Genomic DNA, 15987 nt, shown 5'->3' on the forward strand with positions numbered 1-15987 from the left:
CAAAAGTCGCGCCCATGCCCATCCTCTCGACCTCATCCGCATCGGCGGCCCCGGCGACCATGACGGCGCGGCGCGTCGGCGTCATCGACCTGGCGCGCGGCGTGGCACTGCTCGCCATGGCCGTCTATCACGGCTCCTGGGACCTGACCTATCTGGGGCTGGCCGATTTCGACCTGTTCGGCGATCCGCTGTGGCTCGCCGCGCGCACCGGCATCCTCGGCAGCTTCCTGGCCCTGTCCGGCCTCAGCCTCACCTTGGCGGCGCAGGGCGGGATCGATCGACGCCGTTTCCTGCGGCGCCTCGCCCTGCTCGTCCTGGCCGCGGCCGGCGTGTCGGCGGTGTCGTTGGCGATGTTTCCCGACAGCCCGATTTTCTTCGGCGTTCTGCATCATATGGCGGTGGCGAGCCTGCTCGGCCTCGCGCTGCTGCGCCTGCCCTGGCCGATTCTCCTGTTGCTCGGCGTGGCGGTGATCGCGTTGGGCGAAACGGTCGCCCTGCCTCTGTTCGACGAGCCGTGGCTGCGCTGGATCGGGCTGATGACCTTCGCGCCGGAATCGAACGACTACGTGCCGCTCTTTCCCTGGTTCGGCGGCTTCCTGTTCGGGATGGCCCTGGGGCGGGTGTGGCGTCCCGGTCCGGCCGAGACTCCGGGCGGGGCGGTCGGCCGCGGATTCGCCTGGGCGGGGCGGCACAGCCTGGCTTTCTATCTGCTGCACCAGCCCGTGCTGTTCGGCCTGCTGTCGCTGCTGGCGCTCGGGATCGGCGCCGACCCGGCCGATGTCCGCAGCTTCCAGACCTCCTGCGTGGCGACCTGCACCGCCAGCGGCGGCGAGATGGCGCACTGCACCGCCACCTGCCGCTGCGTGTCGGACGACCTGAACAGGGCCGGCCTGTGGTCCGACTTCGTCCACGACCGGCTGACCGCCGACAGCGCCCGCAAGGTCGACGGTGTAATTCAAAGCTGCGGCAGCCGCTGACCGGAAAACACTACGCCCGGCGCTTGCCCACCGTGTCGGCGACGTAGGCGTCCCGGTGGCCCATCGGCTTCGGACCCCTCCCGTCCTCCTCCGTGGTGTCGCGGGCGGTCTGGTGCTCGATCTCCGCGTTCAGCTCCGCCCCCATCAGGATCACGTAGGAGGTCAGGTTGAACCACAGCAGCAGAACCACGCCCGCACCGACCGACCCGTAGGTCTGGTTGTAGCTGCCGAAGTTCGCGACATAGACCGAGAAGCCCACCGAGGCGATGATCCACAGCGCCGTGGCGATGGCCGATCCCCAGGTGACCCAGCGCCATTTCGGCTGCCGCCGGTCCGGGCCGTAGCGGTAGAGCACGGCAAGCGCCAGCACGATCGCCACCGCCAGGATGGGCCAGCGCGCGAGGCTGGCGGCCCAGCCGATCGGGGTGTCCCGCAGGCCAAGGAAATTGATGGCCGCCGGCACCGCCACGATCATCGCCAGCGTCACGATCACGAAGACCAGACCGGCCAGCGTCAACAGCAGCGACAGGACGGCGAGCCAGAAGAAGCTGCGCCGCTCTTCCTCGCCATAGGCGATGTTCAGAGCGGTGAGCAGGGAATTGGTGCCGCGCGACGCGCTCCACAGCGTCAGGACGAGGCCGAACAGGACGCCGAAGCCCAGACCTTCCTGTGGTGCCGACGCCACATTGCGCGCCTGATCGCGCAGCACGTTCAGCGCTTCCGGCGGCAGAAGGCCGGCCAGCTGGTTGACCTGCTGCTCCACCCCCGCCGGGTCGAAAACCAAGCCGTACAGCGAGACCAGGGCGGCGATGGCCGGGAAAATGGCGAACAGCGCGTAGTAGGCGACCCCCGCCGCCACGATGGAGATGTTATCCTTGCCCTGCTCTTCCCAGGTGCGCCAGAGGATGTCCTTCCAGCCCGCCTTGGGAATGTCGGAGGGCCGGACCGCCGACCGCCCCCGTCCTCCCATCTCGACGCGCGGATACTGGTTGCGATGGCGACGGCTCAGCCCCAACATGCCCCCTCCCTCACGCGACCGCTTCGCGCAGGGCGCCGACGCGGTGGCGCACCGTCTCGATCTCGTGGAAATGGGCGCCGACGATCACCGTCAGCTCCTCGGGAAGCTCTTCGTGCAGACTGTTGCGGAACAGCCCGAGCGTGCCCTCCACGCCGCTTTCCAGCCCACGAAGCAGCCCGCCGCGCGTCCGCGCACCGCCCAGTTCGGTATCAAGCTCGCGCCACACCGCGTGAACCGGAGCCCGCAGATCGCGGCCACCGCCGCGGCGCACCAGCTCCGCCTCCAGGGCGGCGGCGCTGCGGTCGAACTGGCTGGCCACCTGGGTCAGCCGCGCCGTCAGATCGGGATCGTGAAGAACCATCTCGGCTTGGCGGAAGCCGACGGCGCCCTGCCGGCAGGCGGCGACCAGAACGCTCAGCACATCCTGGGTTGTCCCATCGGCGGCCTGCCCCGCGGCGGCTCCTGGGACGGCCGGCTCGACCTCCGGCGTGCGCGACACCGTCCAGGCGAACCACAGGGCGCCCGCAGCCACCAGAGCCAGCGGCCAGGGATTGGAGCGGATGGCGCGGGCGACGCGCGACGGGTTGCCCTCGACCACGTCCCGCACCACTTCGATGACACCGCCCGACATCTGTCCAGGGGACAGGCGGAACTCGATTTCGTCGAGAACCGCATCCATGCGACCGCGGATGGCGTGGATATCCTGTTCGATCTCGTCTTTTCCACGCCGGCCGGGTGGCAATGCCGGGGTGTCGGCCAGGGTTTCGGATGTGGGTGCGGTGCTTGCTGTGTTACCCGTCGCGACGCCGCTCTTGGTGTCGGCGTACGGATCGGTGGCTCGGTTCATGCCGGCGACTCCCCCTCTTGACGCTGCCGCCAAGCAACACCGGAAGTTGGCCGAAGGTTCCGGCTCGCTGCCGGGGTGACACGAGGGATCGCCCGCCCGATCTTTTTAAACAGCGGCGACCGAGAGCGGTACTCCATCCCTTGCAAACTGCCATAAAGCGGTTTGCAGAAGGAGACCGAAGCGGCGGATCGTCAGAACGCTAACCCATTGAGGGGAATGGTGATCCGGGTGGGATTCGAACCCACGGCCACATGATTAAAAGTCACGTGCTCTACCGACTGAGCTACCGGATCACAGAAGCATACGGCCTGTTGCCGATGCGGGGCGCAACATAGGGGGCGGTGACGCCCCGGTCAACAGCGGGGTTGGGCGGAGCGCACAAAAATTTCGCTATCCGCCGCGGCCCCGGCGCCGTCACTGCTTGAGGGTCTGCACCTGCTTGCTGGCGTCGCCGTTGCCGGCCTCCAGGGCAAAGCGCTCGGCCAGATGATCGGCCACGCGGCCGCTGACGAAGCCGCGGATGTCGCCGCCCAGGCGCCCGATCTCCTTGACGAAGCGGGAGGAAATGAACTGGCTCTTCTCCGAGGCCATCAGGAACATGGTCTCGATCTTCGGGTTCAGGCGGGCGTTCATGCCCGCCATCTGGAACTCGTACTCGAAGTCGGATACCGCCCGCAGGCCGCGGATGATCACGGTGGCGTTCACCTCCACCGCGAAATGCATCAGCAGCGTGTCGAAGGCCCGCACCTCGATGCTCGCCCCAGCGTTGTTGAGGGCGGTCACGTCCTCCCGAACCATCGCCACCCGCTCGTCCGTCGAAAAGAGCGGACCTTTGCCGGCGTTGCGGGCGACGCCGACGATCAGATGATCGACGAGGCGCGACGCCCGCTGGATGATGTCCATATGACCGTTGGTGATCGGGTCGAAGGTGCCGGGATAGACACCGATGCGGCGCTTGGCCATGGGAGTACCTTCCGCCTCTTTTTATTCGATCGTGTCACCGGGGGTATCGCCAGGAGCGGCCTCGTTCCCAGCCGCATCGTCCACGGAGGCCGTCACGCCGCCGTTTGGATCGCCGCCATTCGGATCGCTGCCGTTGCCGTTGGTCCCGTTCCCGTTGGTGTCCTCATCCTCCGCGATGGACGCGACGGACACCACGCGCTCGTCCGCACCGACGCGGAACAGCGTGACGCCCAGCGTCTTGCGGCCCGCGATCCGTACGTCGTGGATCGGCATGCGGATGACCTGACCGCCGTTGGTGACCATCATCACCTGATGCGAGTCCTCCACCGGGAAGGCCGCGACGATGGAGCCGTTGCGCTCGCCCATCTCCATGTTCCAGATGCCCTGGCCGCCGCGGCCGGTCACCCGGTACTCGTAGGAGGAGGTCCGCTTGCCGTAGCCGCGCTCGGTCACGGTCAGCACATACTGCTCCAGGCCCTTCAGCTCCTCGTAGCGCTCCGTGCTGAGCGTCACGGCCTCGGTCGACACCTCGTCGGCCTCCGGCGCCGCCTCGCCCTCCATGTCGACGCCTTCCTCGCGCTTGCGCTTCAGGAAGGCGGCGCGCTCCTCGGGCGACGACTCGACGTGGTGGAGCGTGGTCATGGAGATGACCTCGTCGCCATCGGCCAGACGGATGCCGCGCACGCCGGTCGAGGTGCGGCCGGCGAAGACGCGCACGTCGGCGACCTCGAAGCGGATGCACTTGCCGCCGCCGGTGGCCAGCAGAACGTCGTCGGCTTCGGAGCAGGTGCGGACGGCGATCAGACGCTCGCCCTCCTCCTCCAGCTTCATGGCGATCAGGCCGTTGGAGCGGATGTTGGCGAAGTCCGACATGCGGTTGCGGCGCACGTTGCCCTTCGAGGTGGCGAAGACGACGTGCAGGTTTGCCCACACGGCCTCGTCCTCGGGCAGCGGCAGGACGGTGGTGATGGTCTCGCCGTCGATCAGCGGCAGCAGGTTCACGAAGGCCTTGCCGCGCGCCTGCGGGTTGCCCAGCGGCAGGCGGTAGACCTTCAGCTTGTAGACCATGCCGCGCGACGAGAAGAGCAGAAGCGGCGTGTGGGTGTTGGCGACGAACAGGTCGCTGACCGCGTCCTCCGCCTTCATCGACATGCCCGACCGCCCCTTGCCGCCGCGCTTCTGCGCGCGGTAGGTGGACAGCGGCACGCGCTTCACGTAGCCGGACTGGCTGACCGTGACGACCATGTCCTCGCGCTGGATCAGGTCCTCGATGTCGGCCTCGAACTCCAGCTCCTGGATCTCGGTGCGGCGCGGGGTGCCGAACCGCTCCTTCATCTCCACCAGCTCGTTGCGGAGGATGCCCAGCAGCTTCGCGCGGTTGGCCAGAGTCTCCAGGTAATCGGCGATCTGGTCGGTGACGTCCTTCAGCTCGGCGCCGATGCGGTCGCGCTCCAGCCCGGTCAGGCGGTGCAGACGCAGGTCGAGGATGGCGCGGGCCTGCTCCTCCGACAGACGGTAGGTGCCGTTCTCCGACACGCCGCGGCCCGGCTCGTCGATGAGCGCGATCAGCGGGGCGACGTCCAGCGCCGGCCACTCGCGCTCCATCATCTGCTCGCGCGCCCAGACGGGGTCCGGGGCGCTGCGGATCAGCGCGATCATGGCGTCGAGGTTGGCGACGGCGACGGCCAGACCGACCAAGGTGTGGGCGCGCTCGCGCGCCTTGCCCAGCAGGAACTCGGTGCGCCGGGTGATGACCTGCTCGCGGAACCGGACGAAGGCCGCGATGATGGCCTTCAGGTCCATCAACTCCGGACGGCCGCCGTTCAGCGCCAGCATGTTGACGCCGAAGGAGGTCTGGAGCTGTGTGTGGCGGAAGAGCTGGGCCAGCACCACGTCGGGCACGGCGTCGCGCTTCAGCTCGATCACCACGCGCACGCCGTCGCGGTCCGATTCGTCGCGCAGGTCGGCGATGCCCTCGATCGTCTTGTCGTTGACGACCTCGCCGATGCGCTCCATCAGCTTGGACTTGTTGACCTGGTACGGGATCTCCGTCGCCACGATGGCGAGGCGGTCCTTGCGAACCTCCTCGATGTCGGTCTTGGCGCGGATGATGACGGAGCCGCGCCCGGTCATCAGGGCCGAGCGGACGCCAGACCGGCCGAGGATCATGCCGCCCGTCGGGAAATCCGGGCCGGGCACGATCTCGATCAGCTCTTCGAGCGTGACGTCGTTGTTGTCGATGTAGGCGCAGCAGGCGTCCACCACCTCACCCAGATTGTGGGTGGGGATGTTGGTCGCCATGCCGACGGCGATGCCGCCGGCGCCGTTGACCAGCAGGTTGGGGAAGCGCGCCGGGACGACCGTGGGCTCCTTGCCCGAATCGTCGTAGTTGGCCTGGAAATCGACGGTGTCCTTGTCGATGTCGTCGAGCAGCGCCTCCGCCGCCTTGGCCAGCCGCGCCTCGGTGTAGCGCATGGCCGCGGGCGGGTCGCCGTCCATCGAGCCGAAGTTGCCCTGCCCGTCGATCAGCGGCAGGCGCATGGAGAAGTCCTGCGCCATGCGGACCATGGCGTCGTAGATCGCGCTGTCGCCGTGCGGGTGGTATTTACCCATCACGTCGCCGACGATGCGCGCCGACTTCTTGTAGGGCTTGGTCGAATCGTACCCGCCTTCCTTCATCGCGTAGAGGATGCGGCGGTGCACCGGCTTCAGCCCGTCGCGGACGTCGGGCAGAGCGCGGCTCACGATCACGCTCATCGCGTAATCGAGATAGGACCGGCGCATCTCGTCTTCGATGGTGACCGGCGCGATGTCGGAGGCGGGAGGAAGGGGCGTCGTGCTCAAGGAGACAAACTCATTCTACGGGCTGCGGCGATGCTCGGTGTTCAGCGCTTGCTGTTCAACGCTCTCGGTTCAACACTTAAGGCTCAACGGTGATCGTCCGCACGGCCCTTCGGGCCGCTGCATGTAATATAAGAATTCCTATCAGCTTTCGCATGTGCACACAACGCTCCGGCAGTCCCACGATTTCTGGCCTTTGCAGGTCAATGGCCTCCGGCCTTTGCAGGACGAGGGCGGCTCAACAGCGCAAAGCGCAGCGAAAGGATGGTCACGGATACCACACTGGCGATCAAAATTCCCTCAAAAAGACCACGCGCGCCGCGGTCCAGCCCGAAGGCGAGCAAGGCCGACACCGGAATCATCACCACCGCGTAGGAGATGAAGTGCAGCGCGGTGGGGACCCAGGCGTCGCCGCGCCCGCGCAGCGCGTTCGCCATGACCACCTGCCCGCCGTCCGCCACCAGGACCCAGGCGGTGAAGGCGATCAGCGGCGCCACCGCGGCGATCAGCTCGGGATCGGCGCTGTAGATCGCCGCCAGCGGCTCCGGCATCCAGCGGTAGAGCACCCCGACTCCGGCCAGGATCAGGCTGGTCACCGCCAGCCCCGTCCAGCCGGCCAGCGCCATGTCCAGCGGGTCGCGCCGGCCATAGGCCACCCCCACCCGCACCGCCGTGGCCGAGGCCAGCCCGACCGCCGCCATGAAGGGCAGCGCCGTGAGGTTCAGACCGACCGTGTAGGCGCCGAGCGCCAGCGGCGAGATCATCCCGGCGAACAGGCCCAAGGTGGCGAAGGCGCCGCTTTCCACGCCCAGGCTGACCCCGGCGGCGTAGCCGAGATGGCGCTGCTTGCGGCTGCCGCTCCACCAGTCGCGGACCGGGTCGCGCACCGCCCAGCGGGCATGGTCGCTCATGTGCCAGGCGTAGAAGGCCAGGCCGAGCCCCATCCCCCAGCGCACCGCCGTGGTCGCCCAGGCCGAGCCGACCGCCCCCAGCGCCGGGAAGCCGCCATGCCCCCAGACCAGCATCCAGGCGAGCAGCGCGTTCAGGAGATTGCCGAGGATCATCGCCACCATGCCCGGCACGGGCCTCTTCAGCCCCTCCAGGAAGAAGCCGGTGGCGACGTACAGCATCATGCCCGGCATGCCGAAGCCGAGCACCGCCATCACCTGCCCGCCGCCCGCCGCCAGATCGGCGGACTGGCCGGTCAGGCGGAAGAAGGGCTCGCCGGCCAGCGAGGCCAGGGCGAAGAGGATGCCGAGCAGCAGCGCGTAGGGAATCGCCCGGCGCCAGACGCGCCCGCATTCGGCGTCCTGGCCGGCGCCAAGGGCGTGCGCGGTCACCGCCACCACGCCCATCATCAGCCCCACGCCGGTGGTGACCAGCAGGTTCGCCGGCAGATGGGCCAGCCCGTAATAGGCCAGCTCCTGCGCGCTGTAGCGGCCGACGATGGCCGTATCGACCGCCATCATGACGACCAGCCCGGCGCGCGAGACGATGACCGGGGCGGCCAGCCGCAGCAGTTCACCGGCGTGGGTGCGCAGGCGGTCGGCCAGGAGAGGGGCGGGAATCGCGTGGTCAGGCATGATCAAGGCTGTCGGTCGCTTGTGTACGGTTGTCACCGCCGGTGGCGGAACCGGCCATCTTGACCGTGCGGCGTACCACGTCAAGTGGCGGCTTATTGTCCTTCCGCCCTGTTGCAAATCCGCCGAATGGGCCGGAACCAACGCCCGCGGCGGCGCGTTGACGAATCAACAGCATCCATTGAGGAGTTCGGGATCATGAGCCGCGCCATGCCGTTCCCCGTCCGCCAGATTGCCCTCGCCAGCTTCGTCCTGACCTTCGCCGCGCTGCTTGTCGGCTGCAACACGATCGAAGGGGCCGGGCAGGACGTCCAGGCCGGCGGCCGGGCCGTCGAACGCGCCGCCGAGTGACGCGCCCCGCCACGCTTTTCAACCACGAGAGAGACGCCCGCATGAGCGATCCCATGACGCCGGAGCGCCCCACCGAGGTGCCGCCGCCGAGCAACCCGAACACCCCGCAGCCGGATCGTCCGACCACGCCGGACCCCTACCCGGTGCCTGAGAATCCCGACACCCCTCCGGAGATGCCGCCACCGGCGGATCAGCCGGTTCCCGGCATGCCGTCGCCGACCCAGGCGTAAGGCGCCGGACACGGCGTTCGTTCGCAACAGGCAATTTCATGAAAGGCCGGTGCCGCAAGGCGCCGGCCTTTTTCCTTATCCAATGGCCGACGCATCCAATGGCCGACGCATCCAATGGCCGACGCATCCAATGGCCGACGCATTGGAAATCGAAGATTCGAATCTGGAAACAACACCGAAACACAAGAGCAACAAGACCCAAGGGGCCGTGGCAAAAATTGGCGCCGATGCGTTAAGTATTTTTTTACCTTTCTCTCTTCCCACCTTGATGTTAACTGTTTGTTAATCATTGAGGAGAGGCAACCATGGCCAGGTTTTCGGGAACCAACGCCGCCGAACGCTACCTCGGCACCGACTCCGCCGACACGGTCTATGGCAATGGAGGAAATGATTCGCTCTCCGGAGGTCTCGGCAACGACACCCTGGATGGTGGGCTGGGGAACGACTGGCTGGGCGATCCCTACGCCGGCGATCCGGGCAACGACCACATGTACGGGCGCCAAGGCGACGACCAGCTGTTCGGCGGGGCCGGCAACGACTGGCTGGACGGCGGATCGGGCAACGACACGGTGAAGGGCGGGCGCGGCGACGACACGCTGGTCGGTGGAACCGGTGACGACTGGCTGATCGACACGTTGCGCGACGATGGCTCCGACATCTTCCTGCCCGGCGCCGGCAACGACCATATGGTGAGCTACCGCGACGGCGCGACGGACATCTTCCGCTTCGACGTGGCGCCGGGGGGCTTCGGCACCGACGACATCAGCTATTTCGAAGCGGGGATCGACCGCATCGAGTTCCGGGGCTTCGCCGCCGCCGATCTGACCGTCTCCACCACCGCCACCAGCACGGCCTTCGGCTTCCGGGACGGCTCGTCGCTGACCGTGGACTCGGTTGGGCTGGTGTCCGGCCGCGATTACGTCTTCACCTGATTGGGTCTTCACCTGACCGGCGCCCCCCACCTGAAGGAAGTACCGCGGGCATGGGGGTCTGATGGCGCAAGGGGCGTGGCCGCGGCTGGCCGCGCCCTTTTCCGTTCCGGCCCGTTGCCCCTCCGCTCCGCTGCCGCGTTATAGCCTTGCCCACGCGACGGAGGAGCCACGCATGAATCATCGACGCTTCACCCCCCGCCCCGCCACCCGGCTGCTGGCCACCCGGCTGCTGGCCGTCTGCTCCCTGGCCGCGCTCGCCGCCTGCGCGGAGACCGGTGCCACGCAACGGCCCATGGCGCAGATGTCCCCCTTGGAACTGGTCGGGCTGACGGTGCAGTCCATTCCCGAGAACCGCATCCTGGGCGCGGTGGAGGATGTCGTTCTCACCCCGGCCCGCGAGCCGGTGCAGCTCGTGGTGGCGAGCGGCGCGCCGGTCCATCCGGTGAAGCGCCACGTGACGCTCGACTCAGGGCAACTGCGCTATTCGGAAGAGCGGCAGGCGCTCGTCCTCACCGGCATGAGCGCGGATCAGTTCGACGCCCTGTTCGCCACGCCCGCCGCGATGGCTCCGGCCCTGGCCCCATCCCTTGCCCCCATACCCGGCAATCCGGCGGACGCCACCAACTGGAACCGCGCCACCGCCCCGCGCTGATCCCGGCTGCCGGCCAGACCATGCGAAGACGCTCCGGTGACGGGGCCGCAAAGTCTGGCCGGTCGGCGTCCGTTCGCCCTTTACACGTTATGATATAACGTTACATTCACCCGGCGCTGTTTGGCGACACGCAGCAACGGGGTGACGATGGTCAAAGGCATGGATGCGCCGGGGGTTCCGGCGGGCTTCGAGGCGGCTCTGGAGCTGGTTCGGTCGCTGTGGGCCGAAGGGCGTCAGGAGGGCGTTCCAGAACGGCTGGTCGCCTGGGCGATGATGGTCGAATCGGTGGACCGGCTCGCCGCCCTGCATGGCCCAAGCGCGACGGCGGCTCTGCTCGACCGCTTGGGCCGGGCCGTTCTGGACACCTCCCCGGGTGCTGGTCCGGGATCGCTTCAATGAGCGGGGTGACCAACAACCGCTTCTATGGCGCGCGCTCCTGGCGGGAGGCCAAGCCGGTGGTTCTGCACCCCCGTTTCTTTGACGGGTTCCGGGACTTCCTCGACGGGCGCCCGTTCGATTACCGGGGGTTGGACGGCTGGCCGTTGCTCGATCAGCACCGCTACGAGAATGGCCGGGAACTGGCCGCGGAATGCCGCGCCGCCGGAATCACCGTGCGCTGGGGCGACCGCACGCGCATCCCGCGCGGGCTGAAGGAACTGGTTGCCGGGCGCGCCCGGCGTCGTGGAAAACCCCAAAGGCCTCTCAGAAACGCAGGCCGGCCGCGGGATTGTCGATCTGGTTGAGCGGGCAACGGCAGGTCGGGCAGGCGATCTGGGAAAGCAGCGTGTTGCGCTGCTCCTCCGTCAGCGAGACGCCGGCCGCCTGAACCGCCTCGTCGATCATCCGGCGATGATAGGCGGTGGCGCCGCAGCCCTCGTCCAGCACGCCCTTCAGATCGTCGTTCGGAATCACGCGGAACGCCGCGGCAGGACCGGACAGGGTCGCCGCGCCACCGCCGACCGCGACGGCGGCAAGGGCGCGCAGGATGTGACGGCGCTGGGGGGCCATGGCTGCTCCTGGATCACGACGGACACTGCCGTGGAATCTCGGGTGACGGGCCTTCCCCGTCAAGCCCTGGCCTGCGCGGACGATGCGACGAGACGACGGCGTTTCGCTCGGCCCCGCATCGCCGGACGGGAGCATCCTTGGCGTCCTGTTCGCCAGGACCTACGCCCGCTGGTGCGTGGGGCGCATGGCGGCCGATGCGGCGGACCTTGGTCGGATCAACCGGCCAACCAATCTGTGAGAGGTCGCGGAACAGCGGTTGGAGGTCGACGCGACTGGTCCGGACCCGACCCTACGCCGCGCGCACTTCGGGCACCGGTTTAGCTGCTTTCTCCTTGTGCGCGGCCCAAATCGCGTTGATCCCGTGGTCCTCGACCGTTTTCTTCAATCTTTGTCAGAGCGTGGTCCGAGTAGGACGGGAACTTCATGCTGCCGTGCTGGAAAACGCGGCAGCACTGGGCATCGCCGTCGATCCCGCACCATTGCCGGACCGCGTTGGTCTTCGGCGGCGTCAGCCCGCTCTTCGCCGCCAAGTCCGTGGCGCTCATGTGGAATCGCTTGCGAAGGTCGACCTCGCGGAAGGCCCCGCCCTCTGCCGGATCGTCACTCGCGATCAGCCTGACCGAAGGAGTTGAACCCCGTCATGGCAGATCGAAGCGAGGCGATCGCCTTCAGCTTCACGGCACCCTCCTGGGAGTGGACAACGGCGGAATGCCATCCTGGATGCCTTTATACTGTTGCCCAGTCGTTATCCGCGGTCGCCGGTGCTGTAATACCCGGCGCTGTTCCGACGTCCATGAAAAGGCCCGCGCTCTCGCGTGCCGCAAAACGGGAGGAGAAGCATGTTGAGGAACATCGCCTTGGCCACCATCTTCGCCGTCGCCCTCACCGGCCCGGCGCTCGCCAACAGTTGTCCCAGGCACATGGCCGCCATCGACCAGGCGCTCGCGGCCAATCCGAAGCTGGACGCCGCGAAGTTGGCCGAGGTCAAAAAGCTCCGCGCCGACGGCGAGGCGCTCCACAAGCAGGGGAAGCATGCCGAGTCGGAGGCAACGCTCGCCCAGGCCGAGAACCTCCTCGGCATCAAGAAGTGACACCGGGCGCCACGGGGGCTGAGCAATGCGCTCACCCCCGCGGCGTCGTGCGCAGCGGCTCAGCCCCTACGCGCCTTGCGGCCGACAGCAAACAGCATCCCGGCGAGCAGCAGAAACACGATGGCGCCGCCGCCCCAGACCCGGACGTAGCCGGGCATCCCGAGGCTGGGGACGAAGGCGTAGACGGCGGCTAACCCCGCCCACACCATGACGATGACCAGGGTCAGCCAGAATTCGTCGTTCTTCATGGCTTTTCTCCCGCGCTCAGTGCCCATGCCCGCCGCCGATGGCGATGATCGGCAGGGATTGGATCAGCCGGAACGCGACGATGGTGAAGACGTACATGGCGGCGACCAGCGCGGCGACCGACACCGGCCCGGTCCACGCGGGCGCGGCGCCGACGCCGCGCGCCCCGGCCTGCCAATCGACCACGGGAGCCTGTTCAGCCGTCGCGCGCCGCGACAGCAGCGTGCGCACGACGCCGTAGACGGTGACCGAGACGGCCACGGCGAAGACCGTGGCGCCGACGCCGACCAGGGCCATCAGCACCGGCCACGCCGCAGGGGCCATGCCGCCGTAGCTCACGTCGAACACCCGGCGCGGCACGCCCATGAACCCGGCCGTGATGCCCGCGGCGCCGAAGACGAGCAGACCGATGGTCACGACCACCGGCATGCGTCTCAGCACCGCCGGGCGCCACAGGCTGCCGCCGCTCAACGCCGGGAGCATGACCATCATGGCGGCCAGGAACGTCTGGGTCAGCACGCCGACCGCGAAGAAGTGGAAGTAGCCAGGGACGAAGAAGGTGTCCGACAGCATCGGCGCCAGCTTGCCCTGGATCAGCACGAAGGCGAAGGTGATGCCGACCATCATGTTCACCGCCGCCCAGCCCATGTTCGCCATGGCCGGGTTGTCCCACGGCAGCCCGCGCATCCAGCCGAAGAGGCCGGTTGCGCCACGCGCCCGGGCGCTGGCCTCCAGCGAGGAGACGATGATGGCGAAGGCCGCCAGCGTCGGGACCGAGACGAACAGAGACAGCAGCGAGCCGACCACCCGCACGCCTTCGGACAGGTTCGGCTCCAGGAACATGTGGTAGAGGCTGGTCGGCGGCACGAACACCAGATACGCCGCGAAGACGATCTTCGACATGCGCGCGCCGTGGATGGACTTCACGCCGGTCAGGTGCTCGGTCAGCACGTACCACACCAGCACCGTCGCCATCAGCGGCAGGTAGTGCAGGTTGTGGAACAGGATGTGCCACTCGGTGCCGTGGTCGGCCGGGAACGGCCCCATGCCCGTCGCCCACAGCACGCCCGGCAGGAAGGCGTTCGTCGCCGCGACGGCGCTGACCACCAGGAACCCCGCCCAGGCGAACAGCGCGAAGCCGATGGAGGTGAATGCGTCCGCCTCGCCACGCAGCCGGGGCTGGAGCACCGTCGCGATGCCGCTCACGGCCGAGGCGACCAGGCCGCCGGAGAGCAGCAGGTAGCCCAGCGCGAAGAACCCGACCGAGCGCGGATCGTCCGTGGCGAGCTCCGGGCTACCGTCGTAGAGCAGCGGCGTGCCGGTGTAGGAGATCCATTCGCTGACACCGAAGCCCGCCAGCATCAGCGCAGCACCCAGCCAAGCGAACGGGCGCAACGCCAGCCCGCGCCCGCTCTCGGCAGCGGCGAGCACGAGCAGGAGGGCCGCTTGGATCAGGTACAGCCAGTAGAAGAACAACGACACGCCGTGCAGGGTGAGCAGGCGGTAGGCGTCGTCCGGGAAAAAGGTCAGCGCACCGGCACGGGCCAGTGCGGTCACAAAGCCTCCGGTCAAGCCCAGCACCAGCGCCAGCAGGGCGGCACCGAACAGCAGCTTGAGGAGCGCCTTGTCGGGCGTCGGCAGGGCTTTGATGCGCGCCGCCAGGGCGGGCTTGGAGCCGACCGGGGCGACGTTCGTTGAGATGGTATCCAAGGTGGGTCCTCCCCGGGTCACGCGACGACGATGCGGCCCTGCATGGCGTCGTGCGCCTGGCCGCAGTAGACGGTGCAGTACACGAGGTACTCGCCCGGCTTGGTGAAGGTGATGATCTGCTCGGTGACCGTGTTGGGCGGAGACGGATGATCCGGCTGGCCGCTCCCAGCTGGATCGACGCGCCGTGCGTGATGTCGTCCGCCATCATGCGGAACCGGTACGCCTGCCCGGCCTTCAAGCGGAGGACATCGGGGCTGTAGGCGAACGTCTGGGCCATCAGGTAGACGTCCACCGGCTCGCCACCGGCGTCATGGCCGTGATCATGCCCCTCGGCGGCGTGGCTGTGCGTGGCCTCGCTGATGTGCGGGTTCACGCTGCCGTCCTTCTGCGTGTACCGCTGGATGAAGTGGTCGTGTTCGAAGCGGAACTCCTCGGGCGCCATGCCCGCCGAAGCCCCGTGACCACCGTGGCCACCGGCCTCGGCGGGTGCTTTGGCGGCACCATGGCCGCCATGACCGCCGCCATGACCACCACCGTGAGCGTCGGGTTCGGGGGCAGCGGCCGTCTTGCCGCCGAAGGGGAGCGGTGCGGCCCCGTATGCCGCCCAGGCGCCGTACAGGGAGACGGCGCCGAAGCCCAGTCCGGCGATGAAGCCGCGACGGGTCGTGAAATGCCTCGGATCGGGCATGATGAGGGTCCTCTGATCGCGTGTTCGGAATCGCTCGCGAACGCCGCCGGTCGGGCGGCGCGTGGCCGGGCGTCCGACGCAGACGGCGTCAGGGCGCTCGGCCGGTCAGAGGACGGTCTTCGGAGGGGGCGTGTCCGGCGCGATGTCCCGGGCGTTCGGAGCGTAGTCGGGCCGCGGGTGCCAGGACGTCTCCACCATCGTCACCGCGACGGCGACGACATGGTCCGCCGGGGCTTCGGCCGCCGGGCAACACGGAGCCACGACCACGAGGGCGGCCTTGTGGGAGTCGCCATGCGACGGGGTCGAAGGCGATGGCGCGTGGTGGGAACGGTGGTCGATCGGGCCGCCATGGGCCTCCACATGCGCCATGGCTCCGCTCGCCGCGCCCACCAGGAGCGCGAAGGCGAACGCCAGAACGGCGAAGATGTGGCCCGCCCGCGTCATGTCTGCCATCGTCACCAAGGACCCGGGACCTCCCAGGCCATGCCAACCGTAGCCCCTATCGCAGGTCCGGGAATTGATCGGCATCAACCCGGCGCCCGTGTCACGGTCCGGTAGTGGAAGCGCCCTGGTTGAAACGTCATCGTGCGGTGGTGCCTTGCGCCTGCGGCAGGGCGGCGCCGGCGACCGGACAGGAGACGTGTTCGACTTTGCCCTTGACCTTCCAGCGGCTGGAAGGCGCAGGGTTCCTCCTGTGGCATCGACGGCCCGGTCGAAGTTGCGGATGACATTCCGACGCACTCCTTCTCCGACGCTTGGAGAGGATCGTTGGCGAAGCCATCTGTTGTTGCAGGGCCCAGGGAACGGTCGTAGGTTTCCATAGGGGTGCGGTGGGCACTGGGGTGCCGCACGG

General features: G+C 68.2%; 19 protein-coding genes and 1 tRNA gene. 9 read left to right on the forward strand and 11 right to left on the reverse strand.

Features of this window, described 5'->3' with window-relative positions; translation table 11 throughout:
- Window positions 1–14: 14 nt before the first annotated feature.
- Window positions 15–977, forward strand: coding sequence for a DUF1624 domain-containing protein (locus tag D3869_RS16575; protein WP_137141067.1), 963 nt, complete (start codon window positions 15–17; stop codon window positions 975–977).
- A 10-nt stretch (window positions 978–987) separates the two neighbouring features.
- On the opposite strand, the gene D3869_RS16580 is transcribed toward D3869_RS16575, so the two are convergent.
- From D3869_RS16580 to D3869_RS16605, 6 genes are all read right to left on the reverse strand, one after another.
- On the reverse strand, window positions 988–1995 hold the full coding sequence (locus D3869_RS16580; protein WP_137141068.1) for a YihY/virulence factor BrkB family protein: 1008 nt from the start codon (window positions 1993–1995) through the stop codon (window positions 988–990).
- Between the two features lie 10 nt (window positions 1996–2005).
- Window positions 2006–2842, reverse strand: coding sequence for a hypothetical protein (locus D3869_RS16585; RefSeq protein ID WP_137141069.1), 837 nt, complete (start codon window positions 2840–2842; stop codon window positions 2006–2008).
- Between the two features lie 217 nt (window positions 2843–3059).
- A tRNA-Lys gene (locus D3869_RS16590) sits at window positions 3060–3135 on the reverse strand.
- Between the two features lie 121 nt (window positions 3136–3256).
- Entirely contained in the window at window positions 3257–3805 is a 549-nt protein-coding gene (gene coaD / locus D3869_RS16595) for a pantetheine-phosphate adenylyltransferase (protein ID WP_094302433.1), read from the reverse strand.
- A gap of 21 nt (window positions 3806–3826) precedes the next feature.
- Complete coding sequence (gene gyrA, locus D3869_RS16600; protein ID WP_137141070.1) at window positions 3827–6649, reverse strand: DNA gyrase subunit A; 2823 nt, start codon at window positions 6647–6649, stop codon at window positions 3827–3829.
- Between the two features lie 200 nt (window positions 6650–6849).
- Window positions 6850–8229, reverse strand: coding sequence for an MATE family efflux transporter (locus D3869_RS16605; RefSeq protein WP_137141071.1), 1380 nt, complete (start codon window positions 8227–8229; stop codon window positions 6850–6852).
- Between the two features lie 195 nt (window positions 8230–8424).
- Here D3869_RS16605 and D3869_RS16610 point away from each other — a divergent pair, with 195 nt between their 5' ends.
- The 7 genes from D3869_RS16610 (at window position 8425) to D3869_RS16640 (ending at window position 11134) form a co-directional block, all read left to right on the forward strand.
- The gene (locus D3869_RS16610; RefSeq protein ID WP_137141072.1) at window positions 8425–8577 is read left to right on the forward strand and encodes an entericidin A/B family lipoprotein; all 153 of its coding nucleotides are present in this window, start codon (window positions 8425–8427) and stop codon (window positions 8575–8577) included.
- Window positions 8578–8618: 41 nt separating this feature from the next.
- On the forward strand, window positions 8619–8807 hold the full coding sequence (locus D3869_RS16615; RefSeq protein ID WP_137141073.1) for a hypothetical protein: 189 nt from the start codon (window positions 8619–8621) through the stop codon (window positions 8805–8807).
- Window positions 8808–8856: 49 nt separating this feature from the next.
- Window positions 8857–9093, forward strand: coding sequence for a hypothetical protein (locus D3869_RS16620; protein ID WP_137141074.1), 237 nt, complete (start codon window positions 8857–8859; stop codon window positions 9091–9093).
- 19 nt (window positions 9094–9112) lie between these two features.
- Window positions 9113–9739 carry a calcium-binding protein gene (locus D3869_RS34470; RefSeq protein ID WP_137141075.1) on the forward strand — a complete coding sequence of 209 codons (627 nt, stop codon included), beginning with the start codon at window positions 9113–9115 and terminating at the stop codon, window positions 9737–9739.
- Between the two features lie 172 nt (window positions 9740–9911).
- A complete protein-coding gene (locus tag D3869_RS16630) occupies window positions 9912–10391 on the forward strand; it encodes a hypothetical protein (RefSeq protein WP_137141076.1) in 480 nt (159 codons plus the stop codon).
- Window positions 10392–10538: 147 nt separating this feature from the next.
- On the forward strand, window positions 10539–10790 hold the full coding sequence (locus D3869_RS16635; RefSeq protein WP_137141980.1) for a hypothetical protein: 252 nt from the start codon (window positions 10539–10541) through the stop codon (window positions 10788–10790).
- The gene (locus tag D3869_RS16640) at window positions 10787–11134 is read left to right on the forward strand and encodes a hypothetical protein (RefSeq protein WP_137141077.1); all 348 of its coding nucleotides are present in this window, start codon (window positions 10787–10789) and stop codon (window positions 11132–11134) included. Before D3869_RS16635 ends, D3869_RS16640 begins: the two co-directional genes overlap by 4 nt.
- Here the strand turns inward: D3869_RS16640 and D3869_RS16645 are convergent.
- Both D3869_RS16645 and D3869_RS16650 read right to left on the reverse strand, forming a co-directional pair.
- On the reverse strand, window positions 11094–11399 hold the full coding sequence (locus D3869_RS16645; RefSeq protein WP_137141078.1) for a hypothetical protein: 306 nt from the start codon (window positions 11397–11399) through the stop codon (window positions 11094–11096). The genes D3869_RS16640 and D3869_RS16645 overlap by 41 nt on opposite strands.
- A 317-nt stretch (window positions 11400–11716) precedes the next feature.
- The gene (locus D3869_RS16650; protein ID WP_137141079.1) at window positions 11717–11944 is read right to left on the reverse strand and encodes a hypothetical protein; all 228 of its coding nucleotides are present in this window, start codon (window positions 11942–11944) and stop codon (window positions 11717–11719) included.
- Between the two features lie 312 nt (window positions 11945–12256).
- On the opposite strand from D3869_RS16650, the gene D3869_RS16655 reads away from it, so the two are divergent.
- Entirely contained in the window at window positions 12257–12490 is a 234-nt protein-coding gene (locus tag D3869_RS16655) for a hypothetical protein (protein ID WP_211100372.1), read from the forward strand.
- 59 nt (window positions 12491–12549) lie between these two features.
- Here D3869_RS16655 and D3869_RS16660 read toward each other — a convergent pair whose 3' ends face one another.
- The 3 genes from D3869_RS16660 to D3869_RS16670 all read right to left on the reverse strand — a co-directional run bounded on the left by D3869_RS16660 (window position 12550) and on the right by D3869_RS16670 (window position 15596).
- The gene (locus tag D3869_RS16660) at window positions 12550–12738 is read right to left on the reverse strand and encodes a hypothetical protein (RefSeq protein WP_137141080.1); all 189 of its coding nucleotides are present in this window, start codon (window positions 12736–12738) and stop codon (window positions 12550–12552) included.
- Window positions 12739–12754: 16 nt separating this feature from the next.
- Window positions 12755–14446, reverse strand: a complete 1692-nt coding sequence (locus tag D3869_RS16665) for a cbb3-type cytochrome c oxidase subunit I (RefSeq protein WP_175426510.1) — start codon at window positions 14444–14446, stop codon at window positions 12755–12757.
- A 793-nt stretch (window positions 14447–15239) separates the two neighbouring features.
- A complete protein-coding gene (locus tag D3869_RS16670) occupies window positions 15240–15596 on the reverse strand; it encodes a hypothetical protein (RefSeq protein WP_137141082.1) in 357 nt (118 codons plus the stop codon).
- Window positions 15597–15987 lie beyond the last annotated feature (391 nt).

This window comes from Azospirillum brasilense (assembly GCF_005222205.1).
Lineage (GTDB): Bacteria > Pseudomonadota > Alphaproteobacteria > Azospirillales > Azospirillaceae > Azospirillum > Azospirillum brasilense_G.

Bases quoted from the DNA above. Each gene is read 5' to 3' on its own strand.
- D3869_RS16575 (WP_137141067.1), top strand. From the start codon at position 15: ATGCCCATCCTCTCGACCTCATCCGCATCGGCGGCCCCGGCGACCATG.
- D3869_RS16580 (WP_137141068.1), bottom strand. From the start codon at position 1,995: ATGTTGGGGCTGAGCCGTCGCCATCGCAACCAGTATCCGCGCGTCGAG.
- D3869_RS16585 (WP_137141069.1), bottom strand. From the start codon at position 2,842: ATGAACCGAGCCACCGATCCGTACGCCGACACCAAGAGCGGCGTCGCG.
- coaD (WP_094302433.1), bottom strand. From the start codon at position 3,805: ATGGCCAAGCGCCGCATCGGTGTCTATCCCGGCACCTTCGACCCGATC.
- D3869_RS16605 (WP_137141071.1), bottom strand. From the start codon at position 8,229: ATGCCTGACCACGCGATTCCCGCCCCTCTCCTGGCCGACCGCCTGCGC.
- D3869_RS16610 (WP_137141072.1), top strand. From the start codon at position 8,425: ATGAGCCGCGCCATGCCGTTCCCCGTCCGCCAGATTGCCCTCGCCAGC.
- D3869_RS16615 (WP_137141073.1), top strand. From the start codon at position 8,619: ATGAGCGATCCCATGACGCCGGAGCGCCCCACCGAGGTGCCGCCGCCG.
- D3869_RS34470 (WP_137141075.1), top strand. From the start codon at position 9,113: ATGGCCAGGTTTTCGGGAACCAACGCCGCCGAACGCTACCTCGGCACC.
- D3869_RS16630 (WP_137141076.1), top strand. From the start codon at position 9,912: ATGAATCATCGACGCTTCACCCCCCGCCCCGCCACCCGGCTGCTGGCC.
- D3869_RS16635 (WP_137141980.1), top strand. From the start codon at position 10,539: ATGGTCAAAGGCATGGATGCGCCGGGGGTTCCGGCGGGCTTCGAGGCG.
- D3869_RS16640 (WP_137141077.1), top strand. From the start codon at position 10,787: ATGAGCGGGGTGACCAACAACCGCTTCTATGGCGCGCGCTCCTGGCGG.
- D3869_RS16645 (WP_137141078.1), bottom strand. From the start codon at position 11,399: ATGGCCCCCCAGCGCCGTCACATCCTGCGCGCCCTTGCCGCCGTCGCG.
- D3869_RS16650 (WP_137141079.1), bottom strand. From the start codon at position 11,944: ATGAGCGCCACGGACTTGGCGGCGAAGAGCGGGCTGACGCCGCCGAAG.
- D3869_RS16660 (WP_137141080.1), bottom strand. From the start codon at position 12,738: ATGAAGAACGACGAATTCTGGCTGACCCTGGTCATCGTCATGGTGTGG.